The sequence below is a fragment of the Lactimicrobium massiliense genome (assembly GCF_900343155.1).
Taxonomy (GTDB): Bacteria; Bacillota_I; Bacilli_A; order Erysipelotrichales; family Erysipelotrichaceae; genus Bulleidia; species Bulleidia massiliensis.
Map to the genome: position 1 here is coordinate 260,876 of NZ_OUNG01000002.1, position 25,591 is coordinate 286,466.

Consider the following 25,591-nt stretch of genomic DNA (forward strand, 5'->3'; position numbering starts at 1 on the left):
GAGAAGTTAGGAGGAAACTATGATTAGAAATATTAATAAATATATTGAACACAGTCATGGAAATAAAACAAATGAAGTGTTTGATGAATATCTTGAAGTAGCAAGAAAGTATAATGTGAGATGCTGCTTTGCCAATCGCTTTCAACGTGATCATGCTGTGAAATATCTGGAAGGAACAGATGTAATTGTTGCTGCGGGGGCTGATTTCCCGCTTGGACAAGAATCGATAGAAGCACAGCTTGCTGACTTCGAAGATTTGTATCGTGTTGGCTATCGTGAAATCGAAGGAACACTGAACCAGTATGCAGTTGAAAACAGACTGTATGAATATTTGGAACGTGAGATCAGAGAACTCTCATTGTTCTGTAAAGATCGCGGAATCTTTACAAAGTTAATTCTTGAAACTTGTAAGATGGATGAAGAATGTCTTGAAAAAGTATGTTTTATGGCATTGGATGCCGGCACCTCATGTCTGAAGACTTCGACTGGGAGGAGTTTTAAAGGAGCCGAACTTGAAAAGGTAAGATTCATGAAATCAATCCTTGGAGATCGGGTCGCAATTAAAGCTTCAGGTGGGATAAGAACCTATGAGGATGCATGTGCATTTATCGAGGCTGGAGCGTCCTATATAGGTGCAAGCAATACGATTGAGATTATTGAAGGCGAAAGGAAGTATTTCAATTAATAGCAATTGTAAACGGACTATTGTTGACAAAGATAAAACAATTTAAATCAATAGAAATTATTAAAAGATGTTATTAATGCGCAAATTTTGATGAAAAGGAGAAAAAAATTCTGCGAAAGTTAGGAAAAAGAATGGAAAAGATAACAAAAATTGTAGTAGCAACGCACGGAAAGCTTGCAGAAGGATTTAAAAGCGCAATGAACATAATTGCTGGAGACACGACAGAAGTTAAATTTCTGTCCTGCTATACTACTCCGGATTTCGATATGGAAGAAACAGTGCAGCAAGTGTTCAAAGAAACAGATTTCGAACATGAAAACTTACTGGTCTGTACAGATCTGTTTGGTGGAAGTGTATGCAATTGGTTTATGAAACATTATAACGACCATCCATTTTTCCTGGTCGCGAACGTAAACCTAGGTATTCTGGTAGATTTCTTATTAACTGGAGAAGAGCTAAATGTTGAGTTGCTTAGAGAGAAGTGTAACAGCGATCTCCATAAGCCGGTTGAAGTCAGTTCCAGAATGGAAGATATAGAAGAGGATGATGATGATGATCTTTAATTACTCAAACAGGACGGAAGCGGAGTAAAGAAAAAGATCAAATTTAAAAAAATAGAAAGGAGAAAGGAAATGATTGCAGGCGTTAGGGTAGACCACCGACTCGTACACGGACAGGTAGCGGTAGCTTGGACGCATCATCTTGATATCGGGAGAATAATTCTGATCGATGATTCTATAGCAGCAGACGAATTTCAGTCACAGGTTCTTAAGATGGCAAAACCTGCTGGTGTGAAACTCAACATCTTCAGTGTTGAAAAAGCACTAGCAAAAATGCCTAAGGTGGAGTCCCTGAATGATCGAATCTTTATCGTATTCGGTAATGTAGATAATGCATTAAGATTCGTTAAGGGATATCCAAAACTGAAGGAAATCAACTACGGGGGCACAAAGAAAAAAGAGGGAACTAAGAAGTATTCTGAGACAATTTATCTCACTCCAACGGAAATTGAACAAACTCGGCAAATTCTTGATGCTGGTGTCAAAGTATTTATCCAACAGCTTCCATCCACAAAACGTGTAGATCTAACAAAAGAAAATTTATAAGAGGAGATTAGAAAAATGTTTGTTAAAGCATTAATCGTAGGTCTAATCGCAATTTACGAAAGACTTGACTCGAGAATTCTTGGTCGTCTTAATGGAGAACGGCCGCTCATCACATGTACGATTGTTGGTCTTTTATTAGGCGATCTGAAAACAGGCCTCGCAATTGGCGCACAGATGGAAATGGTTTCCATGGGCTTCATTGCAATTGGGGCTTCTGGTTATGACATGAACCTTGGTTCTTTGATCGCTACCGCTCTCTGTATCATCAACAAACTTGATGTCAGTTCAGCGCTTGCAATCGCTACAATCGTAACGACTCTCTATAATGCACTTGTTAATCTTCGTTCTATCATTTTAATCTCCATGAACCGTTCCATTCATGCAGCAATTGATAGAGGAGACTTCAAGGCAGCAAAAGCTTATCCGCTGTGGGGAGGGATAATTGTAAATGCATTATTCGAATTTATTCCAGCCTTTGTTGTTGTTTACTTCGGAAGTGGCTTTGTAGAGAAACTGAACTCCATGATTCCTCAGGTAGTTATTTCCGGCTTATCACTTGGTGCACAGCTCGTATGCTTCTTCGGTTTTGCAACACTGCTCAATATTATGGTCAATAAAAAGACTTGGGTATTCTACTTCCTTGGTTTCTTGATTGCTGCATTAGGACATCTCAACCTTACGTATGTAGCTGCGGTTGCAATCGTTCTTGCTTTTATTTTCTATCATCTCAGATATGGCAATGATTCCGGTAAGACCGCTCTTGCAGGAGCTGGTGTGGACGAACATGATGAGCTGGATGACTAAAGGAGGATCACAAAATGTCACAAAAAGGTCTTGAACTTCAGCGTAATACTCCACTGAATAAAAAAATTGCTGAATTTTTCTGGGGAAGCTGGCACATGGAATGCATGTGGAACTTTGAAAACCAGCAGGGAGCCTCCTTTATGAGAGGTATATCCAATACATTGGATCGTCTTTATTGCGAACCTGATGAAATTGAAAAGAAAAAAGAAAGATACAGAGCAGAAGATGAATTCTACAATTCTACTCCACAGTGCGGTGCCTTCATTCTTGGTGTAGCTGCCGCAATGGAAGAAGAATATGCTGCCAATCCTGATACATTCGATCCGCGTGCAATCTCTTCAGTAAAGACCACATTAATGGGACCTCTGGCAGGTATCGGTGATGCAATTATTCCTGGTACTATCCGTCCGATTGCGATGTCTATTGGTATCTCTCTTGCGCAGCAAGGTTCCATTCTGGGACCAATCATCGCAATGATTATTTCCTTTGTTACTAGTTTCTCCATTACATGGTATGGTGCAAAGTTTGGTTATACAAAGGGTGGGCAACTGATTAAAGAAATCAGTGAGAACAACATGTTTGATAAGGTAATGTATGGCTGTTCCATTGCAGGTCTTATTATCGTCGGCGGTATGACCGCATCTCTTGTTTCGATTACAACTCCACTTGCGATGGGAGAAGCACTTGTTCTCCAGGATTTGTTAGATAGCATTATGCCCTGTCTGCTTCAGCTTGCAGGTGTCCTGATTATGTATCGAGTAGTTAAGAAGGGCGTTCATCCGGTTGCGGTTGTCATGCTTTGTCTTGTACTTGGTGTCATTCTTAAGGCTCTTGGCATTCTCACAGCATAATAAACTCAATGAAATAACATTAGAAAAGGAGAAAAATGAAATGTTAGATGTAAAGAAAGCAGTCAGCGAATTAATGGCTGACAAAGAAGTCAAAAACGTGAGCTTCGCAGGATGTGGAGGATCTCTGGCATGCTTCTATCCGCCATACTATTATCTCACACACGAATCTAAGACTTTAACAACCAATTTCGGTAATGCGAATGAATTTGCAAATAATCCGCCGAAAAATGTTGATGAACATTCTATCGTTCTTGTTGCATCACGTCGTGGTAATACTCGCCAGACTGTTGAGGCTGCAAAGAAAGCGAAAGAACTCGGTGCTACAGTTGTAGGTCTTCAGCTTGAAACTGATACAGAACTGGAAAAGGTAGTTGATCTGACAGTACAGTTCAAAGATACAGGCGTAGATGGAGCTCTGTATGAAGAAAGCAAGAGCGCTCTTGCACTGGCTATCACATACGAAATTCTTAATAATGTTGAAGGCAATACAGAAATATATAACGAAATGGTTGCTGCGATGAAAAAGATGAACGAAATCGTTCCGAAAGCTTGCAAGGATGTAGTTCCGGATGCAATTAAGTTCTCTCTTGATTATGCAAATGATGATTTAATCTACACAATGGGAACAGGAACTGCTTGGGAAGCTGCTCAGCAGCAGACAATATGCATCTTTATGGAAATGCAGTGGATCAATTCTGCTGTAATTCACTGTGATGAATTCTTCAATGGCCCATTTGAAATCACAGAAAAAGATACAGCATATCTGCTCCTCAAGAGCACAGGAAAAACAAGAGCTGTAGATGACCGTGCAATTACATTCCTCAACAAGTTCAATAATCATCTCACAGTAATCGATGGTCTCGATTACGGTATGGGTGAGCTTGGAGAAGTATCAGAATATTTTGACCACAGCTTCTACAGCGAACTGCTTGGTGTTTATAACCACCTTCTCGCTGATCGCCGTCAGCATCCGCTTAGCTGGCGTAAGTACATGTGGAAGTACAACTATTAATTTTGCTGCTAACCAATATTGATTGAAATCCCCTTTCTGTACAGCCTGCATACAATTACAGTGTGCGGGCTGTTTCTATGAAGTAAGATTGTGTTTTAAGAGGAAAATTTGATGAGAAAGCTAGAAAAACTTGATCGCAGAATACTCGCAATTTTGATACCGGCAATTCTGGAGAATGCGTTGCTTACCGTATCAGGAATGATTCTTACAGCATATATCGGAAGACTGGAAATTAACGAAATTAGTGCGTATGGAATCGCAACACGAATTTACAGTATTTATTTTGCAATGTTTAAAGGTTTTTCAATCGGTACTATGATTTTCCTTGCAAGAGCATTCGGAGAAGAAAGACCTGAGTTATGCGCAAGATTGCAACAGATACTGTACACAATTGTATTACCTGTTGCTTTGATTGCAAGTATTCTGATCTATCTAAATGCAGAATATCTTCTTGGTTTTATGAGTACAGAACAAGAATTGATTGTACAAGCTGCACAGTATATTAGACAGTCAATTTGGAGTTACCCACTTGTAGCACTTGTCCACTTAAATTCTTCTGCATTTCAGGCGAAAGGGAATACAAAAGTTCCGCTTTACATCGCATTTATCGGTAATTTAATGAATATTATCATTGGGTATGTTTTGATTTTTGGTTTTGATTTAATACCTACATTGCATCTTCAAGGTGCAGCGATTGCACAAAATCTTCAATACACTGTGATGTTTCTGGTTGGCATCAGACTACTATATGGGAAGCATGGATTGTTGATCAGAAAAAAAGTAGAGTTTTCTTCTAGAGATTTCTGTATTATTCACGAAATTATCAATGCAGGAATTCCAGCCGCAATTGAAAATACCTTTTGGTCATTTGCAATGGTTGTCCTTTCCAAAGTCATTCTTAGTTATGGGCAGAATGCTTATGCTGGATTCCAGTTTGGACTTCAGGGAGAAGGGTTTTGTGACATGATGACAGCTGGATTCATGACCGCGGCATTATCACTTTCTTCTAATGCAATTGGTGCAAAGAATAAAGAGCTTTATGAAGCGGCATGGCAGCGGCTGGGTTTCTACTGTAGACTGATTAGTTTGATTACAAGTCTTTTCCTTTTGTTTTTTTCAAAATCCGCAATCAGCTTACTAACAGATAAACCAGAACTAATAGAGATCGGATCTGTATATCTTCTGACCATGTTCTGGTCTCAATATCCTGTTAACAAGCAGAAGGTTGTATTTGGCTACCTAAGATCAGCCGGTTATGTCAAAACATCGATGATCATCACATTCATTGGCATCTGGTGTGTAAGAGTTGATCTTGTTTTGTTATTTGGATATCTGCATCTGCCAATTATCTGGATCTGGTGGGCAATGAATATTGACCAATGGACTCGAGAGATTCTGGCGGAACTGTTCTTCAGAAAGAAACATGTGTTAAATATTCTTCAATATGCGAATTAGAAATATGAGGTAATGATATGGGAGATATGTATGACTACATTTTTGAATCATCCACTGCAGTTCAATCTATTGTCAAAAATCAGGATGTAATTCTGAATGATTGTGCTGAATATTTGATTGAACATCATTTTAAAAGTCTTTATTTAGTCGGCTCCGGTACTTCTTACAATGCTGCACTTGGAGTGAAGAAAGTAATGCAGAGTGTATTGCGTAGAACAGTAACGGTAATGCACTCAATGGAATTTGTCGATACTGAGTATCTAAACGGAGCAGAAACAGCTGTAATTGGAGTCTCACAAGGCGGTAGATCTCAAAGTACGATCGAAGCACTTCATAAAGCTAGGAAAGCAGGTGCAATAACACTATCAATGACGTCTGATTTGATCTGCCCTGTGGCATCTGCTGCAGAAGTGAATATCCAGCTTGATGTAGGGATTGAGGATACTGGACCGAAAACAAAAGGTTATTTTGGTACAATGGCAGAATTAACTCTCCTTGCACTGAAAATAGCTGAAAAAGAATTCTTGATTACAAAAGAAGATAAGGATTCAATACAATCGGAAATGCTGAAGTCGAGTGATTCGATTAAGGAGATCGGACATACTGCCGAAGACTGGTATTTCAACAATCATGAACAACTTCTTTCTGCACATCGCATCATTGTAATTGGATATGACAACGTCTTATCTGCAGAATCTGAAGGAACGTTAAAAATACTTGAAGGCTTACGGTGTTGTGTTGACGGATTTGAAATGGAAGAGTTTATGCACGGCATTTATCACGCAATCGATAATCAGACATGGATTTTTGCATTGGCACCTGAAGGCAGACATCGTGAAAGGCTGATTCGTCTTCTTGACTATCTGGAAAAGAGAAAAGGCTCTCATAACTTTGTTATTACTTCAGACACAGATAATACATATTCAAATGTCCTGAAATATCCGTTTCATGATTCTGTATATTTCGCGTCATTCGAGTATGTAGTTCCTCTGCAGATTATTGCCAGACTACTCTCAGAAGAGCAGGGAATTGATTGCAATGAGAACGATTCTCCTGATTTCCACCGAATGATGCAGAGTTACAAATATTAAAAAGCGGAAAAGGAAAAGTGTATGCAAACATATAGACGAGTAATCTTTGATTGTGATGGCATTTTGCTGAATACAGAATGGATCTGGCAGCGCTCCTGGCGTGAAGCAGGGTTGAATAATGGAAGCCAGACATTTGCAGATTTGTTTCCGAAAGTAGTTGGAATCAATGGCAGGGATGTAGATCGTGTTTTGGATACCTATCTTACGGATGTATCTGCAGAACATATTAAAAAAATGAGAAAAGATGTACAGACAAATGCGTCAAAGTATATGAAAGAAGAATTAAGTCAGATGCCGTTTGTAGAAGATATTCTCAAACAGCTTGAAGAAGATGGTGTTATCTATGCTGTCGCTACAGCAACGAATCGGTCTGCTACAGAAGAAAGACTCCGGAGTGTTGGATTACTTGATCGCTTTTCTTATGTGTTATGTGGAGACGAAGTGATAAAAAGAAAACCAGATCCGGAGATTTATATCACCATTTGTAAAAAAATGGGAGTAGAACCTAAGGATACTATTGTGATTGAAGATACTGGTTACGGTGTTAAAGCAGCTTATGCGGCAGGTTGTAATGTGATAATGGTACCCTCCATTAATCCCGAAACGGAAGAGGATAAGGCACGAGTATTTGCAGTTGTTAAAAACCTTCATGAAGCTGCAGTTTTGATTCACCAGACATTTGAGTATATAAGAGATTAGCTAGTATAACATAAATTAAGTAACTATCTATAATTATTCTCTTGTAAATGCTATAACTTAGATGCGTAAAGAGTAAGCGTCAAAGTAGCACCGTCTTTCAATAAATAGCAGGATATCCGATCCTGTATGCAGTAAAGGAGATCCTGTTTTATGAATGAAGAAGAATGGAAATTGCTCTGGGATCAGTTTGAATTATCGGATGAGTCTGTCAAAGAGTTCTGCAGTCGTATCGGGATGAAGCCACGGGCTTTTTACTACTTTAAGAATAAATACCAGGATGATAGCACCTGTCAGTTATGCCCTGTTGTTATCAGTCATTCTACTGAGACAGCAGTAAGGTTCAATGGCATTCCGGTTTCTTATGATAATGGCATTTCTGATCTGGAACTGCAGAGAATCATTTGTCTCTGCAGAGATCTATGATGCCCTTTGAAAAGATCGGTAAGCTGTATCTTGTGACTGGTGTTACTGATCTGAGAAAAGGGATTGATGGCTATGCCGCATTGATTCAGTCACAGTTGCACCAGAGCCCAATGGACCATTCGATGTATCTTTTCTGTAATCGTGACAGAACGAAGCTGAAGAGTCTTTACTTTGACGGCACAGGATTCTGGCTGTTATATAAACGTCTGGAGAAAGGCCATTTCAAGTGGAAAAAGGATGATGCCAACCACTCTGTCATGATCAGTGAGCAGCAGTTCGGATGGCTTCTGGATGGGCTGAAGATTGAACAGAAAAGTGCTTTTCAGCCTGTCAAAAAAGATTATATATGAGGCTTTAATACTGTTGCATAAAAGCATGCAAGAATGTATATTATAATCAATGATAGACGAGAAAGAATTCAAAAAGAATCTCGATAATCTGAGCCATAATGCCCTGGTATCATTTGCTTATTCCCTGGCTGTTAAGAACTCTGCACTTGAAGAAAACTATCAAGCTTTGAGTGCACAATCCGGAAAAACGGAACGGCTGTTCCGCTTCATCGGTGCGCCGTTCCGCTTTAGCGGAACGCTAGTTAAAGAGACGGGTTCCGCATATTCTTGCCATTAAATTGTAGTCTGAATGCTCTGTTGACCAATCGGTCCAGACAGGCATCTGCGTAAGTGTTGTCCTTGAACAGCTCATACCATGAGGAGACTGGAAGCTGCGATATCACAATCATGGATTTTCTTCCTTCTCTGGCGTCTATCAATTCAAAGAGATTTCTGCACTTATCTGGATCGAGGTCCATGAGTCCAAAGTCGTCCAGCACAACCAGATCCAGCTTTGCTAGTTTGGATATGTATTCCAGGTGAGTCTTCTCAAGATCCGCCTTTTCAAGTTCGTATATGAGCGTGCTGGTTTTACTATAGCGAACAGTCTTGAACTGTCGTAACGCACATATGCACAATGCATTGGCAATGTATGATTTACCGCTGCCGGAGGCCCCTGTAACGAGAAGGTTTCTTCCTTCCTCAATCCAGGAACATTTGGACAGGCGTTCAATGGTATCGGTATCCAGCTGACGAGCGGGATTATAAATAGTGTCGTCAAGGTCAGCTTCAGGATATCGGAGAGTGGCTTTCTTGATGAAGCGGTTGAGCTTCTTGTTATATCTAAGATTCCACTCAGCGTTGATAATGCCGTTCAAGCGTTCATCAAATGAAACAAGGTCGTGATTAGGGTCATTATTCTGACGCTCAAGTTCATCAGCCATGCCCGATAGCTTCATGTGTCTTAACTTCATGCAAAGCTCTTCAGTACTTTCAAGGATTCTGCGGTCGGTCATTTGTAGAAGTCCTTTCCACGGATGTTCTTATGTTCCGGAAGAGAATCTCCAGAAGGCCTGCCTCCGTTATTCAGAATGTCATTAAGAATTCTCTTGAAGTATGAATACTTACAGCTGTTAAGCTCTATGCATTTGCGTGCAGCCATATTGACAATAACCTTTGATTTTCCGTCGCACGAATTGTAACTCTGCTCTTCGTGCTTGGAGCTATGGAGGACGGTATCAATCAGTGTAAACATATCCTTTCCGATCGCCGATGCCCATCTGCGATAATAATCACCATCATGCATGTTTACTTCTTTATAGAAGCGGTGCTCTGGCGACATATGCTCATCGTTAGTGATGTATTTCGGAAATTTCTTGTAAGATCTTGGGTGAGTGCAGAGAAGTCTGTTGTTTTCATCACAGATCCGGATTTCTGTCATAGTGGCCTTCAAAATGGCTGGCCTGTTATAGTACGTGTACAATACAGAGTAGTAGTGGCCATCATATGGTAAGTGATAGTTTGCTGGGATATGATCAAACGCTACATAGTCGCAGGTTGTGAAGGTACCGTCGGAAAGTTTCTTCATCTGCGGCTTATCGTAGAGCTCGAACATCTCTTTACGGGAATGTTCCCAACCAGTTGGCTTCCTGTCATTGATGTCCGCTATTATCTTTTTACAGGCCTCATTGGCGCTGGCAAAGCTGCTGTAAACATTCTCCTTCAGTTTTTCCAAAAGCCATGTTTCAAGAAGCTGAACATGTTTTTCCACAGTTGGTTTTCCTTTTGGCTTATAGGCGGGCGGTGGGAGAATAATGGTGTCATAGAAACTTTCAAGATCCTGATAAGTGCTGTTAATAAGCAAAACATCCTTTGTGTGCTTGGTAACCGCTGTAGCCGCATTATCAGGGACTAAATATTTCCTAACCGCATCATAGAATGCCAGGGCATCATTAGTGCCTTTCATAAAGTTCGGCAGTTGCTCGTTAGGAAACAGTTCGGCGAATAGATAACTGCTCACCCCAACCGTCGTGACGAATACATGAACTTTCTGAAGCTCACCTGATTCTGGATTCATAATGATTTCCGGTTGGTCACCGACCCAGTCGATAAATACCTTCTCACCAGAGATACGTTCGACAGCCATGGAGACATCCTGGCTTCCGAAGTTTTGCTCGACATAGCGGTGGTAGTATTCCGCAAATTGCGAATATTGATAGCCGTTGGGATTGTCCTGCTTATACTCGGTCCAGAGGAAGAACAGGTTGGCTTTACTTCCTTTCTCCATAAGACGTTCATGGATCTTCTTGAAGTCAGGCAGCGGAACATCTTTGCGCCGTTTTTCATCCGGTGGATAGAACGCCTGGACAACCTTTTGGGGATCCATTTTCTCCAGGTCTGTCAAGGATAAGCCAAGGTCCTGGTATCTGGCCATGAGCAGGGTGATAGTACTGTTTCCGACCTTGAAGCGATCGTGGCATTGCCGGTATGAGAGACCCTGCTGTCTCATACGGATAATGCCCATAATGGTAGTGTAGTTTTGCATTGTAATCTCCTTTCATCAAACTACACAACCATAATAAAAGGCGCACCGTTAAAGCGACGCGCCCGCACCGTCAATTCAACATAAATGCACCGGTTTTAGCGGAAGACATGTACCGACGAACCGGAATTTGCACTTTGAGACGCAGAGTTTTTGGCATTAAGCACAATGAACACAATCCGCATGTTTCACCAGATCAGCTGTCATTGTTTAACGAAGCAGAAGCGATTGATGATACTGCTTCTGTTGATCAACTGTCTGCCTGTAAAGCCGATTCAGAGTTCATTGGCCACAGCTTCTGTAATCAGCCATATTGCGTATGAGAAATATCTGGTCGCTGTTCCCATCTATCGTTTGTCTAAAAATCTCAGGACCAGAGGAATTGAAATCAGCCGCCAGGTAATGTGCAGTTGACTGATGAAGTGTGCAGAGCTATATCTGGATCCCATCGTCAGACGAATGACTGAGGATCTGAGAAAGTGTAAAGTTCTCAATATGGATGAAACATCGCTTGAGGTTCTGGAAGATATTCGTAACGGATCCAGAGAAAAGAGCTATACGTGGCTTGCCATGAGCGGAAAACACGAGACAAAGCAGATGGCTTTGTACTTTTATAATGTCTCAAGAGCATACAGCTTTATCTATGAGATCCTGGGCCATGGTTTTCATGGTGTCATTCAGTCAGATGGCTATCAGGCATATGACAAATATGAGGCTGCCAGCGCTCATGCCGGGTGCAGCGCACACTGCCGCAGAAAATTTGAAGAAGCAGCGAAAGCCTATACTGATCTCTATGCAAAGTATAGCAGCCTGAAAGATAAAGAAGAGATCAAACAACTTCTTGATAACAATCCGTCCTTCGGCATCATCATTCGCTTTCTGGATGAATACTCAAAACTCTATGGCATAGAGAAACAGTTGAATGAAGCCAAGGCATCCCCAGAGATTATTCTCAGGATCAGGCCGGAAAAAGAGAAGCCAATATGGGAAGAGCTCAGGAATCAGCTGGATTACATGGATGAGAAACTCATGACCAGCGGAAAGCTGGGAAAAGCGATTACATACGCAAAGAATCAGTGGGACATGCTGATGTATTATCTGAGCGACTGGCAGGTTGGGTTGGATAATAATCTGGCTGAGCGTGAAGGAATAAAACCTTTTGTCCTGGCGAGAAAAAATTTCCTGTTCGCTGATACAAAGCATGGAGCGAAATACTCCTGCATGTACTTCTCGATCTTAATATCAGCCAGAATGAATTCCCTGAACCCAGAGAAATATCTAGCCTGGCTGATTGATCAGATGGCAAGAGCTTCAGTCAATGGAGGCATTCAGGAAGAAGATATCCAGAGATGCCTGCCATACGCAGCTGATCTGCCACAAGATCTTCAAATTTCAAAGAACTGCTCTGAATCCTGACACACATACAGGATACTCAGAGCAGTCTTTATTTTCTATACGTGGCTATATTGACGCTTACATTACAACAACACAGCTTGAAATGGCTAGTTAATTTTTATTCGATGTACTAGTTTAAGTTTTCTTCAATCTTTTACTGATTGTTTTCATAGAGCAGTAGTCTGCTGAAATCCCGAACAACAAATGCATCGCCAACATAATAATTATCAGAAAGTTCAAATGGTTCATCGTCAACATTCCAAAAGATTGTTTGATGCATAAGGGCAATATTACTGTTATCAAAATATTGTTTTTGTTCTTCCGTCGGTAGAGTCGCCTGAAGCGTTGTGTAACCGTATGATTTTTTAATACCTGCCTGAATTACATATTCATCGAGGGAACCACTTAATTTTGAAATATCAATTACAGGAAGAATTTTTTGAGAAAGTCTAGCAACGGTGTAGCACAGCAGACGATCATTGGCATATTTTAGACGAACGATTTCATGAATGTATTCATTTGGCTTGATGTTCAGTATGGCTGACTGTTCAGGGAGCTCACTACCTTTCTTTACCTGATATGAGACAATAACTGTATGCGGTACCATACCGTTAGAAATGATAATGTCGTTGATTGATTGAAGGCTATCCTGCGACGACTGAAATTTCTTTTTATAATCGTCACAAGCAAAGGAGCCTGTCCCAGGAACTCGACGGATATAACCATCTACGGCCAGCTGTGTCATTGCTTTATTAATTGTCATATGCGATGCAGAAAACTGTTGGATTATCTCTGGTTCCTGAGGGAGTGGAGAATCAGGTTTTATATATTCATTGATAATCTGATCCCTGAAGTAATTATAAATTTCTTGATATTTAGGTTGTTTTGGCATGTCAAATCCCTCTCTTTATATATATTATCATTAAAAATGCAAACGGCGGTACGTTGGACCCAGTGAACCGGAAATTTTGGACCCGGTCTTCCGGATCTATCGGTACCGCCTTTTTTTGTGGCGAAGAAGCGTAAACTTCGAAGCGTCTCTTTTCTGACTAAGATGAAGCTGTACGGAAAGCAACGTGCAGCTTTTTCGTACGTCAAAGGAGGTGCTTTAAGCATGGAAAAGTCAAAGTACATTGACATCGCACGGTATCTATCTTCGGGATCATTCTCACAGCGGGATATTGCGGGAATGACCCACACATCAAAAAACAAGGTATCCATCATCAAGGAGGTGATGGAAAAGAACAAATGGATACCGGAAGATCTTGATCAGTTTGATTCGAGTCAGCTTGATAAGATCTTCAGAAGAAGTGACATTCCTCAATCGGATGGACCAAAGCAGGTTCTCTATGTTGAGCCAGACTATGACCAGCTTTGTAAGGAGCTTCTCAAGCCTGGTGTCACTAAGAAACTCTTGTTTGATGAATATGCAGAGTCATGTGAAAGAGCCAATCTGCCCCATTTGCAGAAAACCCAGTTCCAGCTTCATCTTGAAGAACATTTGACCAAGAAATCTTATTCTGAGGTAATCAGGCATGAGCCTGGAAGAGAAATCGAAGTTGACTGGACCGGAGATCCAGCATACTGGAAAGATCCGTACACGGGAGAAATTCAGAAAGCGTGGCTGTTCGCTGCAATTCTGCCATTCAGCGGCTATGCATACGCTGAAGTCTTCCCGGATATGAAGCTGCCAAACTGGATTAAAGCAAATGTGCATATGCTGGAATACTTTCATGGCAGTCCGCATGTCATCATCTGTGACAACCTCAAGACTGGTGTTATCAGGCATCCAAAGAACGGTGATGTTATCTATCAGGCTGATTATGAAGCGTTTGCCAACTATTACGGCATCATTCTTGAAGCTGCCAAGGTGCGGGCGCCACGATATAAAGCGCATGTAGAGAATGTCGTTGGCAAGTTTGAATCCGCCATCCTTGGTCGGCTGCGCAACATCCAGTGCTTCTCAATTGAGGAATACAACAAGTATGTTCGTAAGGAACTGGATGAATTCAATGCAAAGCCGTTTCAGAAGAAGGAAGGCAGCAGACTCAGCCTGTACACCGACTACGAAAAGGATCGGCTCTCTCCATTACCATCAATTCAATACGAATATTTCACCAGGAAAAAAGCAAAGATATATCCAAATATCTGTTTCCAATACAACAAGAATTTTTACTCTGTTCCGTATCAGCACATTGGTGAAGAAGTTTGGCTCAGGATCTTCAGTGACCGTATTGAATGCTGGACTATGAAAGGTGATTTTATCTGCACGCACAAGATTAAGGCTGGTATTGGCAAGTATGACATCTGGGACGAACACCGCCCGCCAAACAGTGCAAGCTTCGGCAAGTGGAACAGTAACAGATTCCTGAAATGGGCAAAGGAGATCGGTCCATACACTTATGAAGTCGTTGACCGCTTCTTCAGAAACGGCGGTGCAGAGCAGCGTTATTACAATACCGTACTTTCAATACTAAAACTGACAGACACATATCCTCGGCCAAGAGTAGAACATGCCTGTCAGATAGCACTGGACCATTACAAAAGACCAGTCTACAAGAATATTAAAGCGATTCTTTATGCCGGACAAGATATGGCTGTAATACAGCCTGATACAGGTGAAGTTGAATCAGATGGCACCCAGGAAAAGTCATTTGTCAGAGGAGCAGAGTATTATGCCAAGAAGAACAAGAAGAAATGAAATCACGCCGAAAACCGTCAGTAAAGAAATAAGGCAGCTTGGCATGAAAGAAATGGCTGATCTCTTTGACGCAATGGCAGAAAGCGGTGAACTGGCTGATCAATCGGCACTGCAGGTAGTTGACCAGCTCATCAGTTGTCAGCTGATTGGGAACGGCAATCGCACAGCAGACCGTTATAAGAAAGCAGCTAAACTGTTTTTCCCATCTGCAGATTTTAACAACCTTCTCTATCTGCCTCAGAGACATTTGAATATTCCTCTGATCGATCAGCTGAAAACGTGTGAATTCATAGACAGTGAGCTGAACATCATGATTCAATCGGCAACAGGAGGCGGAAAGACGTTCCTTGCCTGTGCTTATGGCAACGAAGCATGTGAGCATGGGTATACAGTCAGATACTTCATCATGCCTGACCTTATGAGCACCTACCACAATCAGGAAAGCAAAGGTAAAGGAGAGAAATTCCTCAGGAAGCTGGTTAATACGAACCTGGTGATCATTGACGACTTTATGCTTACCAGGATAACCAGTGAAGATGCGGATTTCCTGTACCGACTGATCTCATCGAAACCCAGATCCAGTATTCATCGTTCTTTCCTGATCTGCTCACAGCTAATGCCTGAAGAAATGTATAACCGGCTTTCACAGGCAGGAGGCGCAATCGCAGATACGATCATGAACCGTCTGACTGCCAAGGCATACACAATAACACTCGAAGGTGACAGCATGAGAAATATCGATATAGCTGCCGCCCTTGCACAGCAGCAAGCTTCACGAAGTAATACACAGTAATCAAATGATCCCCTGTCCAATACCGACAAGGGATCACCCTTTTATGGCGGTACCATGACAACCGGTTCAGTGAGTCCATCAATTTCCGCACTGCCGGTACCATCTCATGCCGGATCTATGCGTCCAAAGTCCCGGCGTCTGCATTAAAAACAAGTATTAGTAAAACTTAAATATATATTTATAAGAAGAGGAAGTATTAAATATAATTTCCACACTAATGAAGGGGGCTGTGAACGGGACTTTGACAGTTTGCTTTGAATAGAATTTCTCGAAAACCGCATGACTGCGGCTTTTTCTTTATCTAATTTTGTCAAATTTCTTGTATTTTTATGTTGTATGTGTTGTATGCTTTATGGTACACTAGTCCTGTAGAAGGTATGCAGGCATGAAACTTTACTATGATAAGCGTTTGAAAGATCCAACCTACTATGCTCAGATGGGTTTCCGTACAACTGATGGCAAATCAACTACCAAGAATGTGAAAAAGCTGGGCAAGCATTCTGAGCTTCTTAAGATTACTGATGATCCCGTTGCTTACTGCAAGCAGCTGATCGCCAGGATGAATGAAGATTCCAGGCAGGGAAAAGAGTCCGTTCAGATCTCTGTTGATCTCAACGAAAAAGTTGACCAGACTTCCGATGACGCCTCCCGCTCTTCTCTGAAGAACATTGGCTACTTCTATCTTCAGTACATTTACAATCAGCTGCGCCTGAATGAGTTTTTCAACATTCATACAGCAGATCGACGTGATACGTTCGACTATAACCAGATCAATAAGTTCCTTACATACAGCAGAATTCTGGATCCGTGCTCCAAGTATGGCACGTGTGATCATCTGGATTCCTTCTTTGAGCAGCCTGACATCCAGTATCATCAGATCCTGCGCTTTCTTGATATTCTGGAGAACAATACCGACGCTTATCTTGAATGGCTGTATCAGAACAGCAGCCATGTCATTCCCCGTGATTCTTCTGTGGTCTACTATGACTGCACCAATTTCTACTGTGAGACCGAGCAGGATGATGAAGACATCTTCGATGAAGTGACAGGAGAATTACTGTCCTATGGGCTTCGAAAATATGGTGTCAGTAAAGAGCACCGTCCCAATCCGATTGTGGAAATGGGACTGCTCATGGACAAGCGCGGTATTCCGATCACGATGTGCCTGCATTCCGGCAACACCAGTGAGCAGGTTACTGCAGTACCATTGGAGAAGAAGATCCTGCCGGCTCTTGAGAAATCCAACATCATCTACTGTGCAGATGCCGGACTTGGCTCCTACAATATCCGTCAGTTCAATGCGATGGGCGGCAGATCCTTCATTGTAACGCAGTCAGTAAAGAAGCTTTCTGAAGAAGTGAAGGCTGTTGTCTTCAACGATAAAAACTACAGGCTCCTGTCAAATGACAAACCTGTAACGATCAGCTTCATGAAAGAGTTTGACCACCGCAATCCTGAGAATCTGGCTCTGTACAATGACACTGCATACAAAGCAATTGATCTTGGACTGTTTGAATACAAGCAGTTACAGAACGGAAGTTCCCGCAAAGTCAAAGCCAAGGGAACTCTGGAGCAGGTTGTAATCATCACCTTCTCCAGGAAAATGATGGAGTACCAGCGGACCGTACGAAACAGACAGATCGAGCGTGCAAAGCAGATGATCAAGATGAAGGATCCGGAAGAAATCAAGAAAGGTCCGAATGACGTCCGGCGTTTTCTGAAGCGTATCGCCAGGGACAAGGACGGAAAGGAAGCAGAAGTAAGCTATGATCTGGATCAGGCAAGAATCGATGAAGAAGAGAAGTACGATGGCTACTATGCCGTTGCGACGAATCTGACAGATGCCAATGTGAAAGATGTACTGAACATTATGCACAAGCGCTACATGATTGAAGACTGTTTCAGAGTGATGAAGACAAACTTTGGATCAAAGCCTGTGTACCACAGTGCACAGAGAAGAATCAAAGCACATTTCCTGGTGTGCTACACAGCTCTGCTTGTCTATCGTCTGCTGAGCTGCAGCCTGGATGACAGAAGCACACACATCACGGCCAGAAATCTGATTACCACACTGAAGAATATGAATGTTGCAGATGATGGAATGTACTATCTTTCAACCTACAAAGGAAGTAAAACACTGGATGCCCTCGAGAACTATACAAATGCAGGATTAGACAAGAAGAGATACAAGGTCGGTTTCCTCAGAAAAAAATTCAAAAAGACGTCCGGATAGGCCCCTACATACTACAAAAATCAAAACGCAAAAAGTGCTGGAAAATCCAATATTCATCGGAATTTCTAGCACTTTCATTACTTCAAACTGTCAAAGTTGGGATCATGTAAATCTGACCCTTCGCCAGGGTGGCAGCTATGCCATCCTTGGCGAGAGTGGATCAGGTAAAAGTACTTTGTTTGGCGCTGTATTCGGTTTGTATCCGTACCATGGGAAGATTCTTTTTCCGGATAAAGAGATCAGGAAAATGAGGCGCCATCTGGCTGGACAGATTGGGATGATTACGCAAAGCCCTCAGGATCAGTTTATTGGCGGAACCGTACGGGACGAGATTGAAGCTGGCATGAATAAAGATAACAATGATGATGCCCAGAAAATCCTGCGTGAAATTCATTTATGGAAATATCGTGATGTTTCTCCTTATCTTTTAAGCCAGGGACAGCAGAGAAGACTTGGTGCAGCGGCAATGATGAACAGCCGCTGCCGGCTGCTGTTATGTGATGAGCCAACCTGTGCCCAGGATCCTCAGAGTGCATACACGATCATGACCAATCTGCTGCAGGAAGCCAGAGCAAAGCATATTGCACTTGTGTTTTCCACACATGAACAAGAACTTGCAAAGGTATTTGCGGATGAAATCTGGATGATCAAAGATCATACTTTGGTCAGAAAGGAGATTCGATGAGCTCTCTTAACCCATCTGCGAAACTGATTGGCCTTGTCGTGATGACAATGATTCTGGCAGGCGTTCACAATCCAATCCTGAATGTTGTTGTTTTTCTGGTGTCATCCATCCTCTGTCTGCAGTCATTGATCAAGGAACACAGGGGTGTTCATCTCTATTTTTATCCAATGATTCCTATTACCCTGCTGGCAGTTGGAATGTTCTTTACCGGATACCGTTTCACTTCTGCGCCATCTTCGGTTGTAAACAGTCATATCATGACAGGTTCTACACTGGCAATGATTCCCGGGAATGTTTATAACGGCCTGATCTTTGCCTCAAGAGTGCTTGTGTATGCATCAATCGGCCTGCTGTTTGCTTTGACTAGTGATCCGGTCACAATGGTGCGCTCCTTTGAAAAACAGCTCCATGTTCCGCAGATGTTTGCCTATGGGCTGCTTGCGGCATGGAATGTATTTCCACACATGGCACAGGAATACAAGAAGACAAAGATTGCATTCCAGGCTAGGGGCATTCATGTACTGCCATTTTCTCCTAAGCTGCTTGTAACTCTCATGGTGAAAACAACCAGGTGGTCAGATGAACTTGCAATGGCAATGGAATCAAGGGGCTTTTCCTCTCATCAGACAAGAACCTCCTATCAGGCTCCTGTCATTCGGAAACGTGACATGATATTTCTTGCCGTAACGTGTGTCCTGTTTCCATTCTGTTGTATTGTACTGTAAGCTTCTCAACTGAAAATCAGCAGTGAATTGGAATTACTGCTGGTTTTCAGTTTTCTGTTTTTACCAGAATTGTGAAACAATGAATCATGAGGGAAAGCACGGTGAATAACAGAAAGCGGTATACTTTTGGTGTTATGAAAACTGATGAAATATTTGCCAGCGGCAAGATGAGCAGTGTGATCTGGAAGATGGCAGTGCCTGCCATTGCAGCCCAGCTTGTCAATCTTCTCTACAGTATTGTGGACCGTATCTATATCGGACATATTCCTGACATTGGCACAACGGCTCTGGCTGGTGTTGGTGTGTGCAATGCCATCATCATCCTGATCTCTGCCTTTGCCATGATTACCGGCGGCGGTTGTGCACCGCTTGCCTCTATTGCCTTAGGTTCCGGCAGAAAGAAACGGGCCAGCCAGATGATGAACAATGGCTTTGTCATCATCATGGTGCTGGGGGTGATCCTGATGGTAATCTTCGGATTGACGATTGATCCGATGCTCAGACTGGTCGGTGCCAGTGACGCTACCCTTCCATATGCACATACCTACCTGTCTATTTATCTGCTTGGTACCTTATTTGTCATGGCTGCCATCGGCATGAACCCATTTCTGAATGTGCAGGGGCATCCCGGTCTGGCCATGTCTACTGTCATCCTTGGTGCGGTATTGAATATCGTACTGGATCCTGTGTTCATGTTCGGCTTTGGCATGGGTGTTGCCGGTGCGGCCTGGGCAACCATCCTGTCCCAGTTTGCCAGTGCCCTGTGGATCATTCTGTTCCTTGTCTCAAAGAAATCATCATTGCGTCTTTGCTTTGCGGATATGAAGCCCAACAGGGAAATCATGCATAGGATCTTTGCCCTTGGTATTTCCCCGTTTGTCATGGCATCCACCGAAAGCATCATCGGCTTTGTCATGAACGGCATCCTGGTTAAGTACGGAGATCTGTATGTCAGCGTATTGACCATCATGTCCTCATGCATGCAGATGATTGCCGTACCGCTCAACGGCTTCCAGAACGGTGCTTCTCCGGTCATTTCCTATAACTATGGCCATGGCAGCCCGGACAGAGTCAAAGAAGGCTTTAAGGTGATCTTCCTGAACATGACCTTGTTCAACTGCTTCATGAGCCTGATGATGATCTTCTTCCCCGGCTTCTTTGCCGCTTTGTTTACCAGTGATGCCACATTGATTGCCGGCGTTAAGAAAGCCATGCCTCTGTTTATGGCAGGCATGACCGTGTTTGGCATGCAGAGAGCCTGTCAGACCATGTTTGTCTCCCTGAATCAGCCAGGTATTTCATTATTCATCGCCCTGCTCAGAAAGATCTTCCTGCTTGTGCCGCTGGCATTCCTGCTCTCCCATTTCTTTGGGGCCATGGGTGTCTTTGGCGCCGAAGCTGCAGCTGATGCCTTTGCTGCCATTACATGTATTCTGCTGTTCAGGCATATCTTCCCTGGTGTATTGCAAAAGATGAAAGCAAAGCAGGCATAAGAAAAACAGGCGTGAAGTCCTTGATGAATTTCACGCCTTTATTGTGCTGTTATGCTGCTTTTCTTTTTTGCAGTACTGCCAGCATGATGGCCATGACGGCCGGGAAGATGATGGCGGCCAGCAGGCCTGCCTGCAGGTTGTTATGGCTGGCAGCGGAGATCATGCCGGTTAATGTCGGGCCGGCATTGCAGCCCAGATCCCCGCCTAAGGCTAGTAATGCAAACAACGCCGTGCCGCCTGTTGGCAGCTGTCTTGCCGCAATGGAGAAGGATCCCGGCCACATGGCTCCTACGGCAAAGCCGACAATGCCGCAGCCTGCCAGCCCGATCCAGCTGATCGATGTCAGGGATGCCAGGCAGTATCCGATGATGCATAACAGGGCGCTGAAGATCAGATATTTCCGGATGTCGATGCCATGGGTGCTGGCATGAATGACACGGGAGAGTCCCATCAGGAAAGAGAACAGGCATGGTCCGGCCAGGTCTGCCACGGTCTTGGAGACATGCATGCCGCTTTCGGCAAAGGCAGATGCCCATTGGCTCATGGCCTGCTCGGAAGCACCGGCGCAGATCATCAGGATAAATAACATCCAGAACAGAGGCTGTAAGAGTAACTGGTGTACGGGCATGGTTTTTCCCTGCTCTGTCAGTGTGTTGATCGGGACGATTGAGAAGACAAAGCCATTGACGATTGGCAGGATGGCCCAGAGAAAGGCTAGGATCGGCCAGTGATGGATGGAGAAGATGTGGAAGAACAGAGTGGAGATCAGGGTAACGGCGACAACACCCCAGCAATAGAAGGAATGCAGTAAGCTCATGGCTGATGCTTTGTCATCCGTTGGACAGGCTTCAACGATTGGTGAAATGAGGACTTCGATCAGGCCGCCGCCTATGGCATAGATAATGACACTGATCAAAAGCCCCACAAAGGCATTTGACAGAGCATTCGGCAGAATGCCAAGCAGGATGAGACCCAGGGCAGCACAGATATGCGCCGCAACGATGCTGGTGCGCCATCCGATCTTATCGACAAACTTTGCGCTGAGCAGATCGATGACAAGCTGGAAACCGAAGTTGAATGTGATCAGGAAGGTGATCTGTGCCAATGGAATGCCATATTCTTTCTGGAACGTGACAAACAGCAGCGGGGCAAAGGAATTGACGACGGCCTGGGTGATGTAACCTGCATAGCAGGCATGGATGGTTGCTTTATAGTTGGAACGCAACATTATATTCTCTTTCAGATATCCAGATGTCTGTACAGTGACTTTGCAATGCCGTCATTGTCGTTGGTATCTGTAACTTCATCCGCAATCTCTTTGACTTTCTCTGCGGCATTTCCCATGGCAACCCCGATCCCGGCATATTCCAGCATGGAAATATCATTCTCGGCATCACCGAAGGCGATAACTTCCTCGGGTCTGATGTGCAGCTTTTCCATTGCCATTCGGATGGAAGTGCCTTTGTTGATGCCTTTCGGGCAGTATTCATAGTAGAAATTGGCAGTAAACATGCAGGACAGCGTGTCTTTGAAAGGCTCTCTCATTTCCTGCCAGTGTGCCTGCAGATAGCTGCTGTCTGCAGCTGTCAGAATCTTATGTACCGGGAAGTTGGTAAAGGATACCAGATCCTTTGCTTCCATCAGACGGTAATCACAGCAGCGGGATTCATATTCAATGACATTGAATTCTCTGTCACCATCATGAATCATGCCGGCAAAGACATTCTCTACCACCAGATATTCGCCATATGCAATCATCGGAATCACATCAAACTTCTTCATGTGCTTCAAAACGGCAGTGACAAGGTCCTGCGGCATGGTGATATCTACCAGTACTTCCTGGTTTTCACAATCGGTGACACGGCCGCCATTATAGGCAACATACAGGCCATGATGGTACGGCATATCCAGCAGGTTTCCATACTGTACAACCCCGCGGGTCGGCCTGCCGCTGGCAATGACCAGAATGATGCCTTTATCCTGCGCATGCTTCAAAGCTGCGAGTGTTTTCGGCGTAATCTTTTTTTCACTGTTGGTCAGTGTGCCGTCAATATCCAGAAGTATTGCTTTGATCATATTCTATCCTCTTTTATGTGCCGGACTATTCTAGCATGAATGCTTGCCATATCATCCCCGGGTGGTAAAATTTTTTATTGGACACTTGCCCCGTCAGTAGCGGCTACCTGACGTAAAACGAAAATAAGGAGATGTTTTTTCATGAAAAAAGTAAATCTGGACAGTTTTGCAAAGACTGCCATGATCGCTGCCATCTACACGGTTGTTTCCCTTGTACTGGCACCGTTTTCCTTCGGCAATATTCAGGTACGGTTGGCCGAAGCACTGACGATTCTGCCACTGATCTATGAACCATCGATCTGGGGCGTGACACTTGGCTGTTTCCTGACCAATCTGATTGGTGCTGCCATGGGTGTTAATCCGACCGGCATGCTGGATGCGGTGGTAGGAACACTGGCAACCTTCCTGGCTGCCTGGTGCACATACAGGCTGCGCAGCCATACGATCAAAGGGTTCCCGCTGTGGTCCATTCTGATGCCGGTGATCTTTAATTTCTTCTTTGTCGGCGCAGAACTTTCAGCACTCTATTTCCAGGGAAATTTTGTACTGGGACTTCTGATCATGGGCGCAGAAGTTGCCGTTGGAGAACTGATTGCAGTGATTCTTGGCTGGCTGTTAGTCAAGGCGTTGTCCCGGACAAAGATTTTCGAATAAAACGTGCAAAAAAACATGTACTGTTCCAATTGCCGCAGGAACGTGCATGTTTTATTTTCTGCTGATGGTCAATACAAGGAAGAACAGACCGCCAAAGACACCAATGACAGCTGCCAGCAGCGGCCAGTTGATGCCACCCTTTGCGGAAGTTTCTGCAGCTTCTGTGTCTTCTGTATCTGTACTTTCTGCCTGTGCGGTTTCCTCACTGGATCCTGTTTCATCATTGGCTGCGGTTGTCTGTACCGGTGCATCATTGGCAATGCAGTCCTGATTGTACTGATACAGCAGATCATTGGCAGCCGAGCAGATCTCAGCACTGTCATATCTGCCTTCCACATCTACCATGACCACAGCCAGATAGGGCTGATCACTCATGACGATTTCGGCCACATCATTGACATAGTCATACCATCCCTGTTTCTGATAGACCGTTGTCTGCTGGGTAAGATCGTTGTCAAAACCGTTGCTCTGATCGGGATCGGACATATAGGAGAGCAGTTGTTGAAACTGATCCTGGTTGTTATAGAGGTACTGAAGCACATCCATCAGGAAGTCTGCCGGATAGTCATTGTCCTGATAGGTGATGGGATCGATGCCGCCTTCTTCCTGATACTTCTGGGATCCGAAGGTTTCAAACATCAGATCTTTGTACTGATCATAGGAGCCAAGGGCATACATCAGTGTTTCTGAGGAAGGATTGTCGGACTGTACAATGGAAAGGTAGTGTGCCTGAGACAGGGTGTACATGCCGATGGCTTCATTCGGGTCGATATTGCCGGCATTTTCCTGCAGGTAGTAATACATGTTCAGCGGCAGCTTGTAGGTACTTGCCGCAAACATATAGGTATCGCCATTGTACTGCCAGGATTCACCCGATACTGTGTTGCAATAGGCAAGCGAAAAAGAGTCCTCATCCAGATCATACTCGTCCACAAACTGCTGAACTCTGGCGTCCAGAGAAACAAGAGACACCTGGTCTTCTGCCTGTACGGGTGTGATGACCATTGCCCCAGGCAGAGAACAGGCACATAACATGTTCAGCAGTCTCTTTTTCACAATGTCAACATGGTACCGCAAATCTTAAGATTTATCCTGAAGATTGTCTGAACATTCATGCGGAATTGTGCAAATGATGTATTGAAATGATCTGAAAAAGCAGAATGATGCATCATCCCTGCTGGCTTCGGGCTTCATCATGGCAGATGCCGGCATGTTTGTTTAATATAACAGGACGTATTTGTTAGAAAGAAGGAGACATATGAAAGAAGCTTCGGTGATGGTTCCGTTTCTGGATCAGACATCTGAACCGGATATTCTGTTTGAAGTCCGCCAGCGTTCCATCCCGCAGGGCGGAGATATCTGTTTCCCGGGCGGACAGAAAGAAGCTGATGAGACAGCGCAGGCAACAGCGACCCGTGAGACATGTGAGGAACTGCTGATCAGGCAGGAGCAGCTTCATGATGTGACGCCGCTGTTTACACTTCCGGGTCCCGGCGGCATTGCTGTACATGCCTTCCGCTGTCATCTTGAGGATTATCATCATACGTATGGGACCTCTGAAATTGAAAGTGTCTTTACGATGCCGCTGTCATGGTTCCAAATACATGAGCCATCGGGGCTGGAAGTACAGATGGAGATGAGACCGGAGGATCAGGCTGCCATCAGGGAACTGATCCACCGTTCTGATTATGCTTTCCGTCCGCAAATTAAAGTCATGCGCTTTTACAATACAGACCATGGCGTGATCTGGGGATTAACGGCAGAGATCCTGTACCGCATCACCCACCCGTGATCCATCATCCTGTGATTCATTTATATGACGAGTGATACGGCACACAG

At 43.6% G+C, this 25,591-nt stretch carries 26 protein-coding genes and 1 pseudogene; 21 read left to right on the top strand and 6 right to left on the bottom strand.

Going from position 1 to position 25,591, the window contains the following annotated elements; translation table 11 throughout:
- Positions 1-19: 19 nt before the first annotated feature.
- The 12 genes from deoC (at position 20) to DHU66_RS12020 (ending at position 8,753) form a co-directional block, all read left to right on the top strand.
- A complete protein-coding gene (gene deoC, locus DHU66_RS04680; RefSeq protein WP_108774722.1) occupies positions 20-685 on the top strand; it encodes a deoxyribose-phosphate aldolase in 666 nt (221 codons plus the stop codon).
- A gap of 131 nt (positions 686-816) precedes the next feature.
- Positions 817-1,248 carry a PTS sugar transporter subunit IIA gene (locus DHU66_RS04685; protein WP_108774723.1) on the top strand — a complete coding sequence of 144 codons (432 nt, stop codon included), beginning with the start codon at positions 817-819 and terminating at the stop codon, positions 1,246-1,248.
- Between the two features lie 69 nt (positions 1,249-1,317).
- Positions 1,318-1,791: a PTS sugar transporter subunit IIB gene (locus tag DHU66_RS04690; RefSeq protein WP_108774724.1), complete on the top strand. Its 474-nt coding sequence runs from the start codon at positions 1,318-1,320 to the stop codon at positions 1,789-1,791.
- Between the two features lie 15 nt (positions 1,792-1,806).
- On the top strand, positions 1,807-2,595 hold the full coding sequence (locus DHU66_RS04695) for a PTS mannose/fructose/sorbose/N-acetylgalactosamine transporter subunit IIC (protein ID WP_108774725.1): 789 nt from the start codon (positions 1,807-1,809) through the stop codon (positions 2,593-2,595).
- 14 nt (positions 2,596-2,609) lie between these two features.
- The gene (locus DHU66_RS04700; protein ID WP_108774726.1) at positions 2,610-3,446 is read left to right on the top strand and encodes a PTS system mannose/fructose/sorbose family transporter subunit IID; all 837 of its coding nucleotides are present in this window, start codon (positions 2,610-2,612) and stop codon (positions 3,444-3,446) included.
- Between the two features lie 40 nt (positions 3,447-3,486).
- A complete protein-coding gene (locus DHU66_RS04705; RefSeq protein ID WP_108774727.1) occupies positions 3,487-4,458 on the top strand; it encodes an SIS domain-containing protein in 972 nt (323 codons plus the stop codon).
- A 111-nt stretch (positions 4,459-4,569) separates the two neighbouring features.
- A complete protein-coding gene (locus tag DHU66_RS04710; protein ID WP_108774728.1) occupies positions 4,570-5,913 on the top strand; it encodes an MATE family efflux transporter in 1,344 nt (447 codons plus the stop codon).
- 17 nt (positions 5,914-5,930) lie between these two features.
- The gene (locus DHU66_RS04715; protein ID WP_108774729.1) at positions 5,931-7,004 is read left to right on the top strand and encodes an SIS domain-containing protein; all 1,074 of its coding nucleotides are present in this window, start codon (positions 5,931-5,933) and stop codon (positions 7,002-7,004) included.
- 21 nt (positions 7,005-7,025) lie between these two features.
- Positions 7,026-7,703, top strand: coding sequence for an HAD family hydrolase (locus DHU66_RS04720; RefSeq protein WP_108774730.1), 678 nt, complete (start codon positions 7,026-7,028; stop codon positions 7,701-7,703).
- 150 nt (positions 7,704-7,853) lie between these two features.
- A complete protein-coding gene (gene tnpA / locus DHU66_RS04725) occupies positions 7,854-8,126 on the top strand; it encodes an IS66 family insertion sequence element accessory protein TnpA (RefSeq protein WP_108774731.1) in 273 nt (90 codons plus the stop codon).
- Positions 8,123-8,476: an IS66 family insertion sequence element accessory protein TnpB gene (gene tnpB, locus DHU66_RS04730; protein ID WP_108774732.1), complete on the top strand. Its 354-nt coding sequence runs from the start codon at positions 8,123-8,125 to the stop codon at positions 8,474-8,476. The genes tnpA and tnpB overlap by 4 nt, the downstream gene beginning before the upstream one ends.
- A gap of 49 nt (positions 8,477-8,525) precedes the next feature.
- A complete protein-coding gene (locus DHU66_RS12020; RefSeq protein WP_135358302.1) occupies positions 8,526-8,753 on the top strand; it encodes a hypothetical protein in 228 nt (75 codons plus the stop codon).
- On the opposite strand, the gene istB is transcribed toward DHU66_RS12020, so the two are convergent.
- Entirely contained in the window at positions 8,719-9,471 is a 753-nt protein-coding gene (gene istB / locus DHU66_RS04735) for an IS21-like element helper ATPase IstB (protein ID WP_108774733.1), read from the bottom strand. The two genes, DHU66_RS12020 and istB, sit on opposite strands and share 35 nt — an antisense overlap.
- Positions 9,468-11,000 carry a Mu transposase domain-containing protein gene (locus tag DHU66_RS04740; protein ID WP_108774734.1) on the bottom strand — a complete coding sequence of 511 codons (1,533 nt, stop codon included), beginning with the start codon at positions 10,998-11,000 and terminating at the stop codon, positions 9,468-9,470. The genes istB and DHU66_RS04740 overlap by 4 nt, the downstream gene beginning before the upstream one ends.
- Before the next feature lie 228 nt (positions 11,001-11,228).
- On the opposite strand from DHU66_RS04740, the pseudogene tnpC reads away from it, so the two are divergent.
- Positions 11,229-12,413: pseudogene (gene tnpC, locus DHU66_RS04750) on the top strand (IS66 family transposase).
- A gap of 133 nt (positions 12,414-12,546) precedes the next feature.
- On the opposite strand, the gene DHU66_RS04755 reads toward tnpC, so the two are convergent.
- Positions 12,547-13,284, bottom strand: a complete 738-nt coding sequence (locus DHU66_RS04755) for a GntR family transcriptional regulator (RefSeq protein WP_108774737.1) — start codon at positions 13,282-13,284, stop codon at positions 12,547-12,549.
- A 222-nt stretch (positions 13,285-13,506) separates the two neighbouring features.
- Between DHU66_RS04755 and istA the strand changes: the two genes are divergently transcribed.
- The 6 genes from istA to DHU66_RS04785 all read left to right on the top strand — a co-directional run bounded on the left by istA (position 13,507) and on the right by DHU66_RS04785 (position 21,022).
- Entirely contained in the window at positions 13,507-15,093 is a 1,587-nt protein-coding gene (gene istA / locus DHU66_RS04760) for an IS21 family transposase (protein ID WP_167836256.1), read from the top strand.
- A complete protein-coding gene (locus DHU66_RS04765; protein ID WP_167836257.1) occupies positions 15,068-15,886 on the top strand; it encodes an ATP-binding protein in 819 nt (272 codons plus the stop codon). Before istA ends, DHU66_RS04765 begins: the two co-directional genes overlap by 26 nt.
- A gap of 385 nt (positions 15,887-16,271) precedes the next feature.
- Positions 16,272-18,119 (top strand): IS1634 family transposase, encoded by a 1,848-nt coding sequence (locus tag DHU66_RS04770; RefSeq protein WP_108774718.1) that lies wholly within the window; start codon positions 16,272-16,274, stop codon positions 18,117-18,119.
- Between the two features lie 34 nt (positions 18,120-18,153).
- Positions 18,154-18,804: an ABC transporter ATP-binding protein gene (locus DHU66_RS04775; RefSeq protein WP_167836261.1), complete on the top strand. Its 651-nt coding sequence runs from the start codon at positions 18,154-18,156 to the stop codon at positions 18,802-18,804.
- Positions 18,801-19,529: an energy-coupling factor transporter transmembrane component T gene (locus DHU66_RS04780; RefSeq protein WP_108774739.1), complete on the top strand. Its 729-nt coding sequence runs from the start codon at positions 18,801-18,803 to the stop codon at positions 19,527-19,529. The genes DHU66_RS04775 and DHU66_RS04780 overlap by 4 nt, the downstream gene beginning before the upstream one ends.
- 134 nt (positions 19,530-19,663) lie before the next feature.
- Positions 19,664-21,022, top strand: coding sequence for an MATE family efflux transporter (locus tag DHU66_RS04785; protein ID WP_108774937.1), 1,359 nt, complete (start codon positions 19,664-19,666; stop codon positions 21,020-21,022).
- Positions 21,023-21,071: 49 nt separating this feature from the next.
- Here the strand turns inward: DHU66_RS04785 and DHU66_RS04790 are convergent, their stop codons facing one another.
- Positions 21,072-22,250 carry an MFS transporter gene (locus DHU66_RS04790; RefSeq protein ID WP_209451741.1) on the bottom strand — a complete coding sequence of 393 codons (1,179 nt, stop codon included), beginning with the start codon at positions 22,248-22,250 and terminating at the stop codon, positions 21,072-21,074.
- An 11-nt stretch (positions 22,251-22,261) separates the two neighbouring features.
- Positions 22,262-23,098: a Cof-type HAD-IIB family hydrolase gene (locus DHU66_RS04795; RefSeq protein ID WP_108774741.1), complete on the bottom strand. Its 837-nt coding sequence runs from the start codon at positions 23,096-23,098 to the stop codon at positions 22,262-22,264.
- Between the two features lie 141 nt (positions 23,099-23,239).
- On the opposite strand from DHU66_RS04795, the gene DHU66_RS04800 reads away from it, so the two are divergent.
- Entirely contained in the window at positions 23,240-23,752 is a 513-nt protein-coding gene (locus DHU66_RS04800; protein ID WP_108774742.1) for a QueT transporter family protein, read from the top strand.
- A 51-nt stretch (positions 23,753-23,803) separates the two neighbouring features.
- On the opposite strand, the gene DHU66_RS04805 is transcribed toward DHU66_RS04800, so the two are convergent.
- Positions 23,804-24,808 carry a serine hydrolase gene (locus tag DHU66_RS04805; RefSeq protein WP_108774743.1) on the bottom strand — a complete coding sequence of 335 codons (1,005 nt, stop codon included), beginning with the start codon at positions 24,806-24,808 and terminating at the stop codon, positions 23,804-23,806.
- Positions 24,809-25,010: 202 nt separating this feature from the next.
- Between DHU66_RS04805 and DHU66_RS04810 the strand changes: the two genes are divergently transcribed.
- Positions 25,011-25,544, top strand: coding sequence for an NUDIX hydrolase (locus tag DHU66_RS04810; protein WP_108774744.1), 534 nt, complete (start codon positions 25,011-25,013; stop codon positions 25,542-25,544).
- Positions 25,545-25,591: the final 47 nt, after the last annotated feature.

Bases quoted from the DNA above. Each gene is read 5' to 3' on its own strand.
- deoC (WP_108774722.1), top strand. From the start codon at position 20: ATGATTAGAAATATTAATAAATATATTGAACACAGTCATGGAAATAAA.
- DHU66_RS04810 (WP_108774744.1), top strand. From the start codon at position 25,011: ATGAAAGAAGCTTCGGTGATGGTTCCGTTTCTGGATCAGACATCTGAA.
- DHU66_RS04690 (WP_108774724.1), top strand. From the start codon at position 1,318: ATGATTGCAGGCGTTAGGGTAGACCACCGACTCGTACACGGACAGGTA.
- DHU66_RS04685 (WP_108774723.1), top strand. From the start codon at position 817: ATGGAAAAGATAACAAAAATTGTAGTAGCAACGCACGGAAAGCTTGCA.
- DHU66_RS04800 (WP_108774742.1), top strand. From the start codon at position 23,240: ATGAAAAAAGTAAATCTGGACAGTTTTGCAAAGACTGCCATGATCGCT.
- DHU66_RS04720 (WP_108774730.1), top strand. From the start codon at position 7,026: ATGCAAACATATAGACGAGTAATCTTTGATTGTGATGGCATTTTGCTG.
- DHU66_RS12020 (WP_135358302.1), top strand. From the start codon at position 8,526: ATGATAGACGAGAAAGAATTCAAAAAGAATCTCGATAATCTGAGCCAT.
- DHU66_RS04710 (WP_108774728.1), top strand. From the start codon at position 4,570: ATGAGAAAGCTAGAAAAACTTGATCGCAGAATACTCGCAATTTTGATA.
- DHU66_RS04770 (WP_108774718.1), top strand. From the start codon at position 16,272: ATGAAACTTTACTATGATAAGCGTTTGAAAGATCCAACCTACTATGCT.
- DHU66_RS04795 (WP_108774741.1), bottom strand. From the start codon at position 23,098: ATGATCAAAGCAATACTTCTGGATATTGACGGCACACTGACCAACAGT.
- DHU66_RS04785 (WP_108774937.1), top strand. From the start codon at position 19,664: ATGAAAACTGATGAAATATTTGCCAGCGGCAAGATGAGCAGTGTGATC.
- istB (WP_108774733.1), bottom strand. From the start codon at position 9,471: ATGACCGACCGCAGAATCCTTGAAAGTACTGAAGAGCTTTGCATGAAG.
- DHU66_RS04790 (WP_209451741.1), bottom strand. From the start codon at position 22,250: ATGTTGCGTTCCAACTATAAAGCAACCATCCATGCCTGCTATGCAGGT.
- DHU66_RS04755 (WP_108774737.1), bottom strand. From the start codon at position 13,284: ATGCCAAAACAACCTAAATATCAAGAAATTTATAATTACTTCAGGGAT.
- DHU66_RS04700 (WP_108774726.1), top strand. From the start codon at position 2,610: ATGTCACAAAAAGGTCTTGAACTTCAGCGTAATACTCCACTGAATAAA.
- DHU66_RS04780 (WP_108774739.1), top strand. From the start codon at position 18,801: ATGAGCTCTCTTAACCCATCTGCGAAACTGATTGGCCTTGTCGTGATG.
- DHU66_RS04765 (WP_167836257.1), top strand. From the start codon at position 15,068: ATGCCAAGAAGAACAAGAAGAAATGAAATCACGCCGAAAACCGTCAGT.
- tnpB (WP_108774732.1), top strand. From the start codon at position 8,123: ATGATGCCCTTTGAAAAGATCGGTAAGCTGTATCTTGTGACTGGTGTT.
- DHU66_RS04695 (WP_108774725.1), top strand. From the start codon at position 1,807: ATGTTTGTTAAAGCATTAATCGTAGGTCTAATCGCAATTTACGAAAGA.
- DHU66_RS04740 (WP_108774734.1), bottom strand. From the start codon at position 11,000: ATGCAAAACTACACTACCATTATGGGCATTATCCGTATGAGACAGCAG.
- istA (WP_167836256.1), top strand. From the start codon at position 13,507: ATGGAAAAGTCAAAGTACATTGACATCGCACGGTATCTATCTTCGGGA.
- tnpA (WP_108774731.1), top strand. From the start codon at position 7,854: ATGAATGAAGAAGAATGGAAATTGCTCTGGGATCAGTTTGAATTATCG.
- DHU66_RS04715 (WP_108774729.1), top strand. From the start codon at position 5,931: ATGGGAGATATGTATGACTACATTTTTGAATCATCCACTGCAGTTCAA.
- DHU66_RS04705 (WP_108774727.1), top strand. From the start codon at position 3,487: ATGTTAGATGTAAAGAAAGCAGTCAGCGAATTAATGGCTGACAAAGAA.